We start from the raw sequence: 15,940 nt of genomic DNA on the forward strand, positions 1-15,940 counted from the left end.
TGTTACCAGCCAACTTTTTCACGTCCGTGGCGAGTTCCCCTCGTGCAACAGGCGTCACTACTCAAGTGCCGCCAGCGCACGGGCCAGCTCACGACGGGAGGAGATGCCGAGCTTCGCGTAGATGCGCAGCAGATGGTTCTCCACCGTCCGCACCGAGAGCACCAGCCGGGCCGCGATCTCCTGGCTGGACAGCCGGTCCCGGGCCAGCCCGGCGATTTCCCGCTCCCGCCGGGTCAGGGGCCGCGCCGTGCTGTTCCGGAGCGCCGGGGTCCGCGCCGTCCCGCACGGCCGCAGCGCCCGCCGGGACCGCATCTGCCAGGCCGCGGAGGCGCGGTCGTCGCCCTCGCGCCGGGCGGCCTCGGCAGCGGCCGCCGCCGTCTCCGCGGCCAGCAGGTCGAGGCCGGCCGCCGCGCACTGCTCCGCCGCGACGCCGAGGGACTCTTGGTCCCCGTGCAGCAGCGCCCGCGCCCGCTCCGCCCACACCCGTACCGTGAGCGCGTCGCCGTCCGCGTGCAGCTCCGCCAGCCGGTCGGCCGTCTGCCGTTCCCCGCCCAGCCGAGCCGCCTCCGCCAGCAGCCACGCCTCGTACGAGTGCACGCCCGTCGCCCGCGCCCGTGCCGCCGCCTTCGTGAGCACGTCCCGCGCCCCCGGCAGGTCGCCCGAGGCCGCGCGGCACCAGGCGCGCGCCAGCTCAAGTACCAGAAGCACCGCCTGCTGCTGGTCCGCGGGCGTGGCGTCCGCCTCGGCGAGCGCCCGCCGCGCCCCGGTGGCGTCCCCCTGCTGCGCGCGCACCGCTGCCAGCCCGGAATGGGCCAGGGTCCGGGTCCTCGGATAGCGGTGGGACTGCGACAGCGCCGCGGCCTCGGCGAACCAGCGGTGGGCCGCGTGCAGCCGCCCGGCGATCAGCTCGCAGCGGCCCAGATGGCAGGCGATCCAGCACTGCGGGGCCGCCACCTGGTCGGAGACCGCCTCCGCGAAGGCCCGCTCGCCGACCTCCCGGGCCTCTTCGAGCCGGCCCGCGTCCACCAGCGCCGCCACCCGGTAGATGGCCGGGCTGCTGCGGTGGGACGAGGCGTCCACGGGGCCGCCGCTGAGCGCCGCCGACGCCAGCTCGCGGTGCACGGCGGCGCTCAGGTCCGCCGCCTCGGCCGTCCGCCCCGAGTACGAGAGGGCTAGGGCGCGCTGCAACTGCCCCCACATCCGGACGCGGTCGACGGGCACCTCGTCCACGTCCGCCAGCATGTCCAGGGCATTCGCCACCCTGCCGCAGTACAGCAGGAAGGCGCCGTCGTTGACCCGCAGGACGGCCCGGCCCGCGTCGCTCATCCCTCGTGCCGCCTCCGCGGTGATCCGGAAGGTGCGGCTGGTGTCGCCGAAGCCCCAGAACGCGTTCTGGGTCCGTTCCATGACGGCCACGATGAGCTGGTGCTCGTCGGCGGCGAGCGCCTGGGCCGCAGCCAGCGAGCGGTCGGCGGCCCCCCACCGGCCCTGATGGTGGTGCGCCTCACCGCTCATCATCCACACCTGGAAGGTTTCGGAACCCTCCGGCAGCGCGCCCAGCAGGGCGAGGACGCCGTTCCAGTCGTGGGCGTGGCGGGCGAGGGCCGCGGCGGGCAGCAACAGTTCCGGTTCCACGTCCAGCCCCGCCGCCAGCCGCCAGGTGGCCAGCCGCAGGGTGTCCTCCCGGCGGCGGCCGCCGTGCCGCTCCATCAGTCGGACCTGCTCGGCGTGGACCTCCCGCCGTCGGCACTCGGTGATGGACGCCTCCACGACCTCGCCGTACATGGGATGGCCCAGCACGCACTCCGTGCGCAGACCCGCGGTGACAAGGCGTACCAGCCCCTCGCGCTCCAGCGCCTCCAGGTCCTCGGTCCGCGCCTGCCGCCGGACCGAGTGCAGTGGCACCGGCTCGCACAGCGCGACGGTCTCCAGCAGTGTCCGCTGATCCGGGCTGAGACCCGCCAGGCGGCTCCCCACGATCTCCGACAGCCGGTCGGTGCCCACCGGCGGGCCGCTCAGCCGCCACACGCCGTGCAGGCACTCGAACCGGCGCGCCGCGAGGGCTCCGTTGACCAGCTCGTGCAGGCAGAGCGCGTTGCCGCCGCTGGCGCGGGTGAGGACTTCGAGGGTCGCGTGCTCGACCGGACCGTCGAGTGCCTGCCGCAGGACTTCCGACACCTCCTCGCGCGAGAACGGGGTCAGGGCCAACCGCCGGGTGCCTTCCTGACGGTCGATCGACTCCAGCATGTCGGAGTGCGGAACGCCGTCCCGGAGGGTGGCCACCAGGAAGACCAGGCGGTTGTGAAGCAGATGGCCGAGGAGCATGACCGAGGTGCTGTCCAGTAGGTGCAGGTCGTCGACGAGGAGCACGGTGCGCGACGCACCGGCAGCGGCGGGGCCGAGGGCAGCCGAAGCGGCCTGGAAAGTGGCGACGGGGTCCTGCCTGCCCACCGCGGCGGGCAGGAGATGGGCGAGGGCCCCGAGCGGCATGCGGGCGGCTGCCGCGGTCGCGGTGGCGTGTTCGGTACGGCGGGCGTGGCCCGCGGCGCGGCGCAGGCACTCCTCCGCCAGGCGGCTCTTGCCGCAGCCCGCCCCGCCGTGGATGAGTACGGCGGTCGTGGCCGGGTCGTCCAGGAACACCTCGAAGGCGTCCAGTTCCTGCTGCCGTGCGGCGAAGGGCCAGCGGCCGCCGTGTCCGGTACGGCCTCGGACGCGGCCGGTGGGGGGCGTGGTCGTCATCGTGCATCTCCTGCGGGCGCGGTGGCGGTGCCAGTGCCTCGGGGGAGGAAGGGGCGGCAGGGCCACGTACCTGAGAATCGGACATTTAGGTATCGGCTGCTCATGCTGCCGGGTGGCGCCCTCTGGTGCAGTGGGTGGTATCCGGCAGACCGTGACCCACGAGAAACGGACCGATCATGAGCCCCTTCGCGCCACCCGTGTCCACCTCCGGAAGCACCGCCGCCGAGGGCGTCGCACTGCCGCTGCCTCAGGCGCCCCCCGAGGGGCCGTGCCGGACTCTTGAGCAGGACTATTTCCTGCTGCCCCACGAACTCTCGTCCTGCGGCGCGGCCCGCCGCCGGGCGCGTGCCCTGCTGGAACACGCGGGGATCGGCGACGAGGCGGCCGACGCCGTGCTGCTGGTCCTCTCCGAACTGGTCGCCAACGCGGTCGAGCACGCCGCACCCCCGGTGACCGTCCAGCTCGTGCTGGAGATGCCGGGCGGGGCGGGCGGCCGACGACTGCGCATCCGGGTCCGCGACGGCGGCTGCTGTGGCCCGCTGACCCCGGCGGACGACGAGGGGACGGAGGAGACGGACGCCGGCTGTGTCGGCGGCACCGCCTCCGAGAGGGGCCGGGGGCGCGCCGTGGTCGCGGCCCTCGCGGCGGACCACGGGCGGCACACGTCGGGCAGCCGTGCAGTCACGTGGGCCGTGGTCGACTGCGCCTGACCGGCGACGACTGCTCCGTTGGCAGGGTCCCTTCGCCTCACACATGTCCTTCCTGACCGGGCCGGCCCCGTGCCGGTCGGCTCCGAGCCCACCGTCATCGACGGTGGGCGCTCTGCGCTCGCTGCGCCTCTCGGCACTCGGCCCGCAGCCCGCACCTCCCCCGCCGTCCACGATCAGGCCGGCCCCCGGGGTGCCGACTTCGCACACACTCCCCGCGCAAGGCGCCGCCGTCGAGTCGGAGACTCCGAGCGCCACCCGCCCGCCCCGGGCGCCGCCGGGCGGCCCCGGGCGAGGTCCCGGGGGGGTCACGCTGCCCCATGGACCGCGTCGCGGAGGACCGCACGGTCTCTGATGCCGGTCTTCGCGTAGACGTGCTGGAGGTGGTTGCCCACCGTTCGGACCGAGAGGTCGAGCTGCCGGGCGATCTCCGTGTTCCCGAGGCCGCGCGCGGCCAGCAGGCACACCTCCAGTTCCCGCGGCGTCAGCTCCGACCGCAGCGTGTGCGGTATCAGGCCCGGGCTGACCGCCCCCTCGCAGCCGCCCGCCGCCTCCTGGGCCTCGGCCCATGTGCGCTCCGCGGCCGAGCGGGCGCCTTCGCTCCGGTACGCGCCCCCGGCAGCTGTCAGCAGTTCCGCCGCGGACAGCAGCGCCCCGAACCCCCGGAACCGTTCCGCCGCCGCGGCGAGGCCCTCGCCGGACGGGTGTGCCAGCGCGTGCGCCGCCTCGGCCCGGGCCGTGACGAACGGGTTCTCGCAGCGGTCCGCGATCTTCCGCAGCCGCCCGGCGACACTCCGCGCGTCACCCAGCCTCGCCACGTCGAACAGCAGATGCGACTCGGTGACCAGCAGCCCTGCCCGTTCCGCCATGCGGGCGCCCTCAGTGAGGACCGTGCGGGCCCTGGACAGCCGCCCCAGCGCCGCCTCGCACCAGCCCTCCGCGAGATGCTGCTCCGGACGCGTCCAGGAGGCGGGCCGGACCTCCCGCGCCGCGGTCAGCGACATGACCGCCGCCTCGCTGTCGCCCGCCGTGGACTCCGCCAGGGCGCGCCCGATGAGGCCCGCCCACAACCCGTACTGGTAGCCCTGCTGCCGGGACCGCGTCACGGCGCAAATGAACCAGGAGCGCGCCCGGTTGGGGGCCCCGCGCAGATGGCTGATCCACCCCAGGTGCAGCCCGCACCAGATCTGCTCCGTCCCGGACCGGGTCTCGACGGCCAGGTCGTACGCCGCCTGCGCCTCGCGTTCCGCCTCGTCCAGCCGCCCCGCCTCGGCGAGGACGCGCGCCCGGGTTCCGGCGAATATCGAGGGGTGCAGCACCGCGGTCGCCCGGGGGCAGTCCTCCGTGTCCGGCGGGGGCAGCTCCAGAGCCGCTGCCGGGCGCCCGGTCTCCGACGCGCAGTAGGCGCGCGGCGTCACCGCGAGGAGGGCGGCCGCAGGATTGTCGGCCGGTACCTCGTCCAGCAGGCGCGAGGCCGCCGCGACGTCCCCGGCGAAGCAGAGCAGGGCCGCCTCGTTGGCCCGCAGCACCCCCTCCGCTTCGGGGGAGGCGGCGAGCCGGGCCTCGCGGTTGACGGCCAGCGCTCGGTCTATGCGCATAAACCCGTGCGCGAGGGTCCGGGTGCGCAGGACCACGCCCAGCAGCCAGTCCTCCCGCGTGCCGGCCAGCTCCTGGGCACGCTCCAGGGCGCTGTGGGCCTCCTTGCGGTGCCCGCACTCATGGCTGAACTCCCCCAGTAGCAGATGCGCCCGGCAGTCGTCCCGCACCATCACCAGGGCGCGGGCCAGCCGCAGCGCCGCCGGCGCGTCGTGCGCGGCCCGGGCCACCTCGATCGCCCGCAGCAGGCGCTCCGCGGGGACCGCTTCCGAGGCCCGGACCCGCCACAGCGTGCTGCGCAGGAAGTCGGCCCCGTCGCGGTCCTGTCTCCCGGACGTGGCGTGGTCGGTGCGCTCGGCGCGGGCCAGCAGAATGCGCCGGGCCACGTGCTCCGCCGTCACCGCCCGCAGGACCAGTCCCTGCACGGGGTCGGTCAGACGCCAGCACGGTGAGGCGTCGCCCGCGCCGGCCCGCCCCGCGGAGACCAGCTCCTGGTCGGCCAGCCGCCGGCAGGCGTCGGCGGGCAGTCGCTCGGCCCGCTCCGGGCCGCAGAGCGCGAGATCGGTCAGCAGCTCCAGATCGGCTTCCCCGACCCGTCCGAGCTGGTGCCGGACCAGCGCGATCAGGCGGGCGGACGGCCGCAGCCGGCCGGACAGCCGCCAGACGCCGTCCTCCTGGACCAGTTCGCCCTGGTCGACGGCGCCCAGGGTCAGTTCCCGCAGATGCAGCGGCCTGCCTCGGCTCAGCTGGGACAGCGTGAGCGCGGTACGCCGTTCGAACGGGGCCCCGAGCGCATTCTCCAGGAGTGTGAGCACCACCTGCTCGGGCAGTGGGTCCAGGGCCAGCGTGCCCACCGGGCCGAACGCTTCGAGCCGGCGGGCGGCCCCCTCCACCGCGCCGTCGGTGTTCATCGTGCCGATCAGCCGAAGCTGTCCGGACCGCACCAGCGGGGTGAGGAGTTCCCAGGACTCGGCGTCCAGCAGATGCAGGTCGTCGACGAGCAGCAGCGTCCCGCGCCCGGATCCGTGCAGGGCGGACCGCAGTTCGCGCGGGGTGCGCGAGGTACCGGGCGCAAGGATCGGCGCCAGCGCCCCGAGGGGCACCTGCCGGGAGACAGCGGTCGCGGCCGTGTACAGCGCGGGACGCCCCTGCGCCGAGGCGCGAGCCACGCACTCGCGCGCCAGTCTGCTCTTCCCGGTGCCGGAGCGGCCGACGATCACCACGGTCCGCGGGGAGCGGCCGTTGAGCAGGGAGAGTGCCCGGGCGAACTCCTTCGCCCTGCCGGTGAACGGCCAGGTCCGGGTGGCCAGAACGGGTGCGCTCACGTGCTCTCCTCAGGAGTCGGACGACTGTCCCGACGGTCGGTGCGCGTCCGCCGCGGCGGACGATTGCGCCGCGGCGTCGGCGCAGGAATACAGGAAGGACGCGGTGGCGGGTTCGGCCACCGGGTCGACGAACTGCAGGGTCACCCAGGCGTCCTGCTCACCCGGGCCGTTGAAGCTCCAACTGGTGCGCAGCCGGGCGGTGTCCGTTCCCCGGGGGAGCGCTTCCCGCATCGTTCCGGAGCCGGTCCCGTCGCTGCGGACCCAGCGGTAGCGCAGGATGCCCTCGGCTCCGTTGGTCCGCACGGTCACGGCGATCTCGGCGGTGGCACCGCAGCCGAGCCGTCCCACCGGGCCCGAGACGGAGGTGCCCCGCACGTCCAGTGGCGCGGCGAAGTGGTACCGCCAGACCAGGAAGCCCGCCGTCAGGGCGAGCACCAGCAGGGCGACCCAGAACCGCAGCAGGGGGGACCGACGTTCACGTGGTTCACGCCGCCTGCGCCGGGAGCCGCGGTCCGCGGATTCCCCGGACGCGGGGTGCCCGGCGTACGGCGGCACCCCGGGGCCGAAGCGGTGGACCGGTTCGGCCGGGTGCCCGCCCCCGCCTGCCGGAACGAGCGGTTCGCCGGGTGGCGCCACCAGGGTCGGCGGCAGATCGGGCTCGCCCCCGGGGGGTGTGAGGGCGGCGGCCCGCGGGTCCACTCGCATGGTCGGGTCCTCGTCCGGCCCGCCGGCGTACCCCGTCCCGAAGGGCACCGGGGGCGGCCCGAACTCGCCGAGGACGGGTGTGTCCTGCCGCCCGTCCCCGGTCGTCCAGCTCTCGTCGAGATAGGTCGGCGAGGTCTGCTCGTCCCAGGACTCCGGCGGCTCGTACCGCCCCTGTCCCCGCGGGCTCACGAGAACGGGCTCCGGCACGACGAGGCCGGTGTCGTGCGGTACGGCCGGGCCTTGGCGGCGCCCGGGGACGTACTGGCGAGAACGCCCCAGTTCGGGGTGCAGTCTTCCCGGTCGAACAGGTGCGAGACGGTCACCTCGTAGCGGGTCTTCCCGCTGAGGGTGAGCGTCTCGGACGCCTCCTGCCGGCCGGGGTTCTGCGCGCTGGCGCCCGCGGGGGCGTCGTACCAGCGGACGGTCAGTGTCACCGGGCCGGTGCCCTCCGTCCAGACGATCACCCGCGCGGTGGCCCGGCGGGCGCCGTCGGAGGAGAGCGCGGTCACGCCGACGTGCTCGACGGCCGGCGGGGCGGGGGCGGGCGGCTCGGCCCCACCCGTGCTGCCGCCGGTGGGTCCCGCGGAGGTGGTGGCTCCGCCGGTGGGCCCGGCCGAGGTGGTGGCTCCGCCGGTCGGTCCCGCGGAGGTGGTGGCTCCGCCGGTGGGCCCGGCCGAGGTGGTCGCCCCACCGCTGGACGTGGGAGAGCCGCTCGTGCCTCCGGTGCCACCGCTGCTCGTCACCCCGCCCGCCGACGGGGTGTCCGGCATGCCCGCGCCCGCGGTGGCGCCCGAGGACGCCCCGCCGGAGACGCCCGCGGTCGCGCCGCTGTCCGAGCCCGCCGACACCCCGCCGCTCTCGGCGCCGCCCGAGTGCGGGACGTCGCCCGCGGCGCCCGCCGAGGAGGACGGGCCGCCGGAGGGCGAAGCCGGGTCGTGCGCCGACGGGGAGCCGGACGCCGAGGCAGAGGCCGAGGCGGACGGGCCGGCCGACGCCGCGCCGGACTCCGTGCCCGGCGCGGACGGTGCGGAGGAGTGATGGTCCGCGGTCCCGTGCGCCGCGTCGCGGCGATTCCCGTCGGAGGCCGTCACCGCCGCCACACCGCCCCCTATCAGGGCGACGGTCGCCACCCCTGCGGCGGCCGTCACCCAGATTCTGCGGGGCACGGGAGTCCGCCCGGCCCCGGCCGCACCCCCCTGTCCGTGCGGCCGGGGCCGGGCACCCGGCGTTCCCTGCGCCGGGAGCGTGGTGAGTGTGGTGCCGGCCGGGTCCGGGGCGGGTTCGGGGCGCATGGCCGTCAGGTGCGCGTCGGCCTCGCCGCCGCTCCCGCCGGAGAGCGGCCACAGCAGCGGGGTCAGCGCGATCAGGGCCGCGAGCGCGCGCTTGCCGCGCTCCTCCCAGTCGGGCCCGTATGCCGCGGCGGCCGCCTCGTCCAGGCCGGTGAGGAAGGTGTCCGCGTCGGCGGGGCGCTCCGCAGGGTCCTTGGCGAGCCCCTGGACGAGCAGGGGCCGCAGTGGGTCGGGCACCCGGCCGACGGGGACGGGGGCGGTCATGTGCTGCACGGCCAATTCGTGCAGGGTGTCGCCCTGGTACGGCCGGTAGCCGGTCAGGCACTCGTAGAAGGTGGCGGACACGGCGTAGATGTCGGTCGCCGGGGACGGGGGGCGGCCCTGCCACTGCTCGGGCGCCATGTAGGCGGGGGTGCCGGCGCAGGGCGCCTCGGCGCCCCGTCGCACGGCTATGCCGAAGTCCACGAGCTTGGACGTGCCGTCCGGGGCCACCAGGACGTTGCCGGGCTTGTAGTCGCGGTGCACGATGCCTGCCGAGTGGGCCGCCGACAGCCCGAGCAGGGAGCCCTTGAGGATGCCAAGGGCTGCCTCCGGGGGCAGCGGGCCCTGCTCGCGCAGCAGCCGCCCGAGGGAGGTTCCCTTGACGAGTTCCATGACGATCGCCGCGCCGGAGCCGTGTTCCTGGTATTCGTAGAGACGGGTCACATGCGCGGAGTCGATCTGCTGCAGCAGCCGGGCTTCCTTGCGGAAGCCCTCCAGTTGTGTGGTGTCCGCGCGGAGTGTCTCGCTCAGGTACTTGACTGCGACCTCAGTGCCGGTCCGCACGTCAACGGCCTCGACGACCTCACCGCTGGCTCCCGAACCGAGAACCTGCACGGTACGGAATTCGGGCAGTTCCCATCGGTTCGGCTGTTGGGCTTGGGACATGGAGCACTCCGTTGCGTCGGCAGTCGGGAGGGGGCTGCGGCGCGCCGGACGCACCAGCGCAGCCGGGCACTTCTGCCCCTGCGTATGCCGAGGACCGCCCCTCGACCGAGGATAGGGACGCTCAGTCGCGGACTCCTGAGCAATGGGTACTCATTCACTGTCCGCGAGGTTTGGGCGGCGTCGTCCCCGCCGGTGCGCGGCTGACCAGGCAGGTCGGCCGCCCACCGGGACGCGGTCTTCATGACGGGCGGGACGGCTTCGCGCCACGACACCCGGGCGGTGGCGCGAAGCCGCCTGCCCCAGGATCGCCGCCGCACCCGATCACAGGCCGCGTACTCAGCCCTCCGGTACTGCGGGGCCGTCCGTGCCCGAAGTGAAGGCGCGCACCATCTCCTCGCGCCCGGTGACGCCGAGTTTCCCGTAGAGGTGCTGGAGGTGGTTGTTGACCGTCCGGATCGAGAGCCCCAGGAGCTTCGCGACTTCTTTGCTCGTTGCCCCGCCTGCCGCCAGCAGGGCGATCTCCCGCTCACGCGGAGTGAGCGGCTGATGCGTTTCGGGGGTGGCGAGCATGGGGGTCCGCGCCCCCTCGCAGTGGCCGGCCAGTTCCTCGCTGCGGGCCTGTGCCGACGCGGCCCGCCGAGCGCCCCCCCGCCTCCGCCAGGCCTCAGCCGCTGCTGCCGCCGCCTCCGCCGCCAGCAGCTCCGCCCCGATCTCCGCCAGCCCGTCCGACGCGGCGAGCAGCGCCTCGGGACACTTGCGCACCAGCGCCTGTGTGAAGGCGGCTCGCGCCGGGATCAGCGAACCGTCGCAGCTCTCCGCCAGCTCCTCCAACCGCTTCACGGCCTCCCCTGCGCCGCCGAGGCGGGCCGCGTCCATCAGCAGGAACGACTCGGAGGTGGCATGGCCCGTGGCACGCGCCTGATCGGCCGCCTCGAACAGGATGCGGCGAGCCTCCCGCAGATGTCCGCGGGACGCCTCCGCCCATGCCTGTCCAAGGCGCTCCTCGCCCGCGAGGAGCGCCGTCCCGGGTTCCACGGCCGCGAGGGCCGCCTGCGCCCCCTCCGCGTCCCCCAGCACGGCCGCGCACGCAGCGAGTCCGCCGTTCGCGAGCCGGGCCGCCTGCGGCTGGTGGTGCATCCGGCACAGGGCGACCGCCTGCGCGTACCAGTGGCGGGCCGATGCAGGGCGCCCGGCAAGCCACAGGGCCCGGGCCAGATGGTGCGCCGCCCAGATCCGGGGCAGTGGCATGCGGGCGTCGTCGACCATCCGGAACGCGCGTTCGCCTTCCTCGACCGCCCCGCGCAGTTCGCCGGCCTCGGTCAGCGCCATCACCAGGACGATGAGCTGCGAGCCCGGATGCGGCAGCGGTGCCTCGGACCGGGTGCGCAACTGCGCGCTGTGCGCGTGCTCGGCCCAGGTGATGGCCTGCCGCGTCCGCCCGGTCATCGCCAGGGCCTCGCCCTTCAGCAGGGCGCCCTGCGCCCACACCATGACGTCGGCGGCCGTGTCCGGGTCCTCCTCCAGCGAGCCGAGCAGCTCCAGCGCGCGTTCGGGCTCCCCGGTGAAGGCCCGGATCACGCCCTCGCTGATGCGGAGTACATGCGTGGTGCGCGCGGAGCGGTCCTCCGCCCGGAACCGGTCGAGCAGGTCCAGTGCCTCCTGCCCCCGGTCCGCCGAGAAGCGGTTCCAGGCGCGTGCCAGTGTCGCCCGGGTCAGCTCCTCCTCCGTGCGTGCCAGCGTGTACGCCGCGTCCAGCGCTTCCTCGGCGGCCCGCGCCCGGCCCAGTTCCCAGAGGGCGTCGCCCAGCAGAAGCCGCGTGGCCGAGGTGTGGCGGTCCTCCGGCAGGGACTCCAGCAGGGCGACCACCTGGCGGTGGTCGTGCGAGTGGCGGGCCAGGCCGGCCGCGCGGACGAGCAGGTCCGGATCGGCTGTCCCGTCGGCAGTGAGTTGCCAGGAGGCGATGCGCAGCGGGGCGTTGCGGCGGGTGTCGTGGGTGCGGGCGTGCTCGATCTGCCGCCGCAGGACGACGCGGCGGCGCAGCGGCGTCAGACGGGCCCTCAGCACCTCGCCGTAGAGCGGGTGCGCCAGCGACACCAGGCCGTCCTCGTCCTGCCGGTCGACGTGGACCAGGTCCGCCCGGCGTAGCGCGTCCAGGGCGCCGGGCGCGCCGGTGCGTTCCAGGACGCCCTCGGGCAGGGGTTCGCAGAGCGCGAGAGTGTCCAGCATCTCCTGGGCGTCCGGCGGGACGGCGGACAGACGGCACTCGATCATCTCGTGCAGCCGGGGGGTGCCGGCGAGTTCGTCCGTGTGCAGCTCCCAGACCTCGCCGTCGTAGCGCAGCGCGTCCGTGAAGATCGCCCCCAGGACCAGTTCGCGCAGGTACAGCGCGTTGCCCCGGCTCGCCGAGTGCAGCTCCCGGACGGTCCTGGTGCCGACCAGTCCGCGCAGGACACGGGGCAGGAGCGCCTGCACCTGGTCCTCGGTGAGGTCCTCCAACTCCAGCCGCAGCGCGTCCCGGTCGTCCACCAGGTCCTGGACGGCGGGTGCCACCGGTGCGCCGTCCCGGATGGTCGCGACGAGCCGGATGGCCCCATCGGAGCGCAGACCGTGGAGCATCCGCGCCGAGGTGGCGTCGAGGAGATGGAGGTCGTCGATCAGGACGACGGAGGGGCGTCCCCCGGGGGCCAGGGCCCGCGCCACGGCGTCCAGTCCGGCCGACGGCGTCGCCGAGTCGATGCCTACGGGCAGCAGATGCGCGATGGCTCCCAGCGGGACCAGTGCGGCCGCGTCGGTGGCCAGGGCCCGCTTGGCGGGCCACCCTTCCGCGCGCGCCAGCGACCAGCACTCCTCGGCGAGCCGGGACTTGCCCACCCCGGCGGGCCCGGAGAGGAGGAAGCTGCGCCGCTGCCGGTCCCCCAGCGCGTCGCGGAAGGCACGCAGTTCGTCGTCGCGGCCGGTAAGAGGCCATCGCCGCTGCTGGTCCATGGCGTTCATCTGGTCTCGCCCCCGGTTGTCTCCGTGCGAAATGTTCCGCATGCTCCCCTATAGAACAGCAAACAGGTATATATCAAGCCAGGGGAGTGGCGTGATTCTTTCGTCGCTCAGGTCCTGGTCGGAATGCCTTGCCCACCCGCATTTGAGTATCCCGTGCACGAGTGATCGCTGATCCGGGGACCGTAGCGTGCCGGAAGAGCCGCGGCGTTGTCGTGGCTCTCCGCATTGGCACGACAGGAAGCATCGAACCATGAGAAATCCCCACCGCGGTCCCCTCCGTGTGCTGACCGCTCTGGCCATGGCCGCGGGAACGATCGGAGCCGTCGCTCCCGGCGCCGCCGCGTCGGGCTGCACCCCCACCGGACTGGTCAACAGCAGTGCCTGGAACGTACGGGTGTGCGGGATGCCCGACATCGACCAGTACCGCTCCGGGCTCGTGCAGGGCGGCGAGTTCTACTGCGGGCCCACGGTCGTCGCCAACGCCCTCTACTACATGGACCTGCGCGGCCACCCGTTCATGCTGCCGGGCGCGGTGGACCCGATGAAGAACGATCCGGGGAACTACGCCAAGGTCACCAACCAGATCAAGAGGATCTCGAACGAGATCGGCCTCGACGCGGAGGAGGGGATCGGCGTCCAGGGCATCACCGACGGCCTGAACCGCATGATCCGCGGCACCGGACATCTCGGCATGACCGCCCGCTACGAGAGCCTCGCCCTGCACCCGTTCGCGGGGCACCGCGTCGCCACCCTGCTGGGGCGACCGGGCGTGAAGAGCCATGTCATGATCGGCGCCGTCCTCAGGATGAAGGCGGGGAAGGTGCTCGGCCGGCACGCCGTCACCATCGTGGGCGCCCAGGGCACCCTCGGCGGCACCTCGCGGATCACCTTCAACGACCCGGCCACGCTGGGCTTCGTCGGCACCGGCAAGCAGTCGCCCGAGATGAGCCTGACCTACGACCTCGGGCAGTTCGTCGTCAACCGCGGGACCCTCATCAAGGGCTACGACGGCTACAACAAGGAGCAGATCTACCTCCAGGGCGTCGTCGTCATCGACTGACCGTTCCCGGAAACGGCTGTAGGGCCCGCATCCCGGTGGATGCGGGCCCCTTCTCTCTGTTGGTGTGGGCGGCCGGCCGTCAGCCGGTCACCAGGGACACGCCGTACGCCGAGAGGGCCGCCCCGACCGGCTGGAACAGGGCGACATTCGGCTGGTTGACCTTCTGGCCGCACTTCCGGGACGCTCCGTGCGTCACGGACGAGCCAGTGAGGCCCACAGCGCGGTTGCCGGCCGTCACCGGGCCGCCGCTGTCACCCGGCTCGGCGCACAGGTTCGTCTGCACCTGACCCCACTTGGCGCCGCTGGGCGTGTTGGCGCTGACGCCGACGGCGGTCACGGAACCGCAGCTGTACCCCGTGGTCCGGCCCGACTTGCAGACGACGCTGCCGACCACCGCGTTCGACCAGCCGGTGACGTTGTTGATGTAGCCGTCGTACCGCCACACCGCGGGCCTCGGAATCCAGTACGCGGGCGAGGCGTTGGCGAGGATCGCGTGGTCCGAGCCGACCACGGTATAGGCGGTGACCTGGCCGAGGTAGACCCCGTTGCGGAACCACTGCGAATTGGACGCCCCCTGCATGCAGTGCCCGGCCGTCAGGGTGTACTGCGGGTAGACGCCGGCGGCGTTCCGCGGGCCCCGGACGTTGAAGCCGGTGGAGCAGAAGGTGGCGTTGACGTTGTACATCTCGGTGCCCGCGTAGAGGTTCTCCGCGGCGTCCGTCAAAGCGCTGGCGTCCCGCTCCACCCGGACGAGGTCCCCGGCGCCGCGCACGGCGTCCGCGAAGGCGCCCCGGACCAGGCCGTCGGCGCCCTTGGCGGCGACGACGACCAGCCGGGACGCGGCGGTGTCCACGTACCAGCGGCTCACCCCGGCGGGGCTCGTGGCGCGGGACGCGGTGTCGAGTCGCCGTTTGAGATCCTGGAGCCGCCGGTCGTCGGCGCTCGCCAGGTGGGCTACGGCACCGGCGCCGCGCACCGCGTCGGCGGCCGCCGCGTCGTGGACCCTGACGTGCAGTCGGCCGGACTCCTGATCGAGCCACGCGCCGCCGGCGCGGTCTCCGAGCCGGTCCGCCAGCCGGTCCGCGGTCTTCAGGAGCCCGTCCTGCACCGCGAGCCGCCGACCCGCCTCGGCCGCCGGGATACCGGCCATCCGCGCGTACGCCGTCGCCGCCGAGTCGGCCGGCCGGGGCTCGTCGGCCGGCGGAGCGGCGGCGGCGGTGCCCGCCGTGAAGGCGGAGGCGGCGAGGACCAGCGACGAGACCACCGCGACAGTGGAGGAGAGGGGACGAATCCGGGACATGGATCAGCTCATTTCGTGTGCGACCGCCCCATGGGGGCGAACGGCGACCGCGTGCGGTCAGCGGCCGTTCGGATCGCCCGAGCAGACCACGGGGGCGCGGCACCGGTCTTGGTAAACCACTACTCAACTCCCCTCCGCCGCAGCTCCCCTCAGTCCCGCGCCGCCTCCCGTGCCGCTTCGAGCGCCGCCACGAAGGCGCGCAGCTCCGCCTCCCGTGCCGCCCGTACGAGCAGCTTGCTGTTGGCGCGGTCCATTCCGACCCGCGCGGAGACCCTCAGCACCAGCAGGCCGCTCGCCCCGGGCACCCACCGGCGGGCGGGGCGGTACGAGACCTCGGTGACAGAACCGATGTGCAGGCGCTGCCCGAGCCCGTCGATGTACGTGCCGTCGAAGGTGAGCAACCCGTTGGGGTACTTCTCGACCTGTACGTGGACCATGAACTACCTCCGTCTCGGCCGCGGACGGGCGTCCGGCGGCGTGCCGACGGGCCGGCGGACCCTCGCGGGCCCGCCGGCCCCTGTTCCTCGCGGGCGAGCCGCTCCGTCAGCCCTTGACCGGCATGACCGTCTTGAGGGTGTACCGCAGGTCGCACATCGCCTCGGGGTGCCGCTCCAGGATGCGGCCCTGGCGGTCGAGGTTCCGCAGCGTGCCGTCCGTCAGCGTCTCGGTGAACTGCTGGACGTTGCACAGGTCGTCGTTCGAGCTGAGGGCGTCGTAGTCGCGGATGTGAGCCCCCATCCGGATGCGGTCGCCGGGATAGACCTTGAGCAGCGCCGCGTTGCTGTTCTTCTGCCGGGAGGTCCGGTCACAGACCCGGTATGAGGACGACTGACACATCATCACGTCCTTGAAGAGATATGTGGCGCCGTTCTCGACCCGCTTCAGACAGTCCTTGACCGCCTTGTACTGCTTCATGTCGTCGGAGGTGGACGGCCACGTCCACTTGGTTCCGCCCATGTTGTCGCTGAGGACGCCGTGGCAGTCCCCGCTCGGCTCCCACTTGCCGAAGTTGAACCGGGTGCCGCTCGCGCGCGCCCCGGTCGCGGTGGTGTGGGCGGCCAGCGTGCCGTACGCCTCGGCGCGGTCGCAGGCGCTGCCCCAGTCGCAGTCGCTGATGTAGCCCGGCCGGTAGTCCTGCCACTCGACCAGCACCAGGTACGCCTGCGGGTCCGCCGCCTGCGCGGGGGCGGCCATACCCAGACCGGACAGCATGGCGGCGGCGCCCAGCAGGGCGCCGGCCTTGGTTCGTTTGCGCATGAGGTGCCTTTCTTGCATGGAAGATGGCCCGGAATCCGGGC

General features: G+C 74.0%; 10 protein-coding genes. 2 read left to right on the forward strand and 8 right to left on the reverse strand.

Going from position 1 to position 15,940, the window contains the following annotated elements; all coding sequences use genetic code 11:
• Positions 1 to 57 precede the first annotated feature (57 nt).
• On the reverse strand, positions 58 to 2,739 hold the full coding sequence (locus ABZ457_RS17195) for a LuxR C-terminal-related transcriptional regulator (RefSeq protein WP_359158391.1): 2,682 nt from the start codon (positions 2,737 to 2,739) through the stop codon (positions 58 to 60).
• Between the two features lie 176 nt (positions 2,740 to 2,915).
• Here ABZ457_RS17195 and ABZ457_RS17200 point away from each other — a divergent pair, with 176 nt between their 5' ends.
• On the forward strand, positions 2,916 to 3,449 hold the full coding sequence (locus ABZ457_RS17200; protein WP_359158392.1) for an ATP-binding protein: 534 nt from the start codon (positions 2,916 to 2,918) through the stop codon (positions 3,447 to 3,449).
• Between the two features lie 305 nt (positions 3,450 to 3,754).
• On the opposite strand, the gene ABZ457_RS17205 is transcribed toward ABZ457_RS17200, so the two are convergent.
• From ABZ457_RS17205 to ABZ457_RS17220, 4 genes are all read right to left on the reverse strand, one after another.
• Positions 3,755 to 6,367: a LuxR C-terminal-related transcriptional regulator gene (locus ABZ457_RS17205; RefSeq protein ID WP_359158393.1), complete on the reverse strand. Its 2,613-nt coding sequence runs from the start codon at positions 6,365 to 6,367 to the stop codon at positions 3,755 to 3,757.
• Between the two features lie 9 nt (positions 6,368 to 6,376).
• A complete protein-coding gene (locus tag ABZ457_RS17210) occupies positions 6,377 to 7,261 on the reverse strand; it encodes a hypothetical protein (RefSeq protein WP_359158394.1) in 885 nt (294 codons plus the stop codon).
• Positions 7,258 to 9,288 carry a serine/threonine-protein kinase gene (locus ABZ457_RS17215; RefSeq protein WP_359158395.1) on the reverse strand — a complete coding sequence of 677 codons (2,031 nt, stop codon included), beginning with the start codon at positions 9,286 to 9,288 and terminating at the stop codon, positions 7,258 to 7,260. Before ABZ457_RS17215 ends, ABZ457_RS17210 begins: the two co-directional genes overlap by 4 nt.
• 336 nt (positions 9,289 to 9,624) lie before the next feature.
• Entirely contained in the window at positions 9,625 to 12,282 is a 2,658-nt protein-coding gene (locus tag ABZ457_RS17220; RefSeq protein ID WP_359158396.1) for a LuxR C-terminal-related transcriptional regulator, read from the reverse strand.
• 250 nt (positions 12,283 to 12,532) lie between these two features.
• Between ABZ457_RS17220 and ABZ457_RS17225 the strand changes: the two genes are divergently transcribed.
• Positions 12,533 to 13,342, forward strand: a complete 810-nt coding sequence (locus ABZ457_RS17225) for a hypothetical protein (RefSeq protein ID WP_359158397.1) — start codon at positions 12,533 to 12,535, stop codon at positions 13,340 to 13,342.
• Between the two features lie 79 nt (positions 13,343 to 13,421).
• Here ABZ457_RS17225 and ABZ457_RS17230 read toward each other — a convergent pair whose 3' ends face one another.
• From ABZ457_RS17230 to ABZ457_RS17240, 3 genes are all read right to left on the reverse strand, one after another.
• Entirely contained in the window at positions 13,422 to 14,642 is a 1,221-nt protein-coding gene (locus ABZ457_RS17230) for a S1 family peptidase (protein ID WP_359158398.1), read from the reverse strand.
• Between the two features lie 149 nt (positions 14,643 to 14,791).
• Complete coding sequence (locus ABZ457_RS17235) at positions 14,792 to 15,079, reverse strand: hypothetical protein (protein ID WP_359158399.1); 288 nt, start codon at positions 15,077 to 15,079, stop codon at positions 14,792 to 14,794.
• 106 nt (positions 15,080 to 15,185) lie between these two features.
• The gene (locus ABZ457_RS17240) at positions 15,186 to 15,899 is read right to left on the reverse strand and encodes a hypothetical protein (protein WP_359158400.1); all 714 of its coding nucleotides are present in this window, start codon (positions 15,897 to 15,899) and stop codon (positions 15,186 to 15,188) included.
• Positions 15,900 to 15,940: the final 41 nt, after the last annotated feature.

This window comes from Streptomyces sp. NPDC005805 (genome assembly GCF_040630445.1).
Lineage (GTDB): Bacteria > Actinomycetota > Actinomycetes > Streptomycetales > Streptomycetaceae > Streptomyces.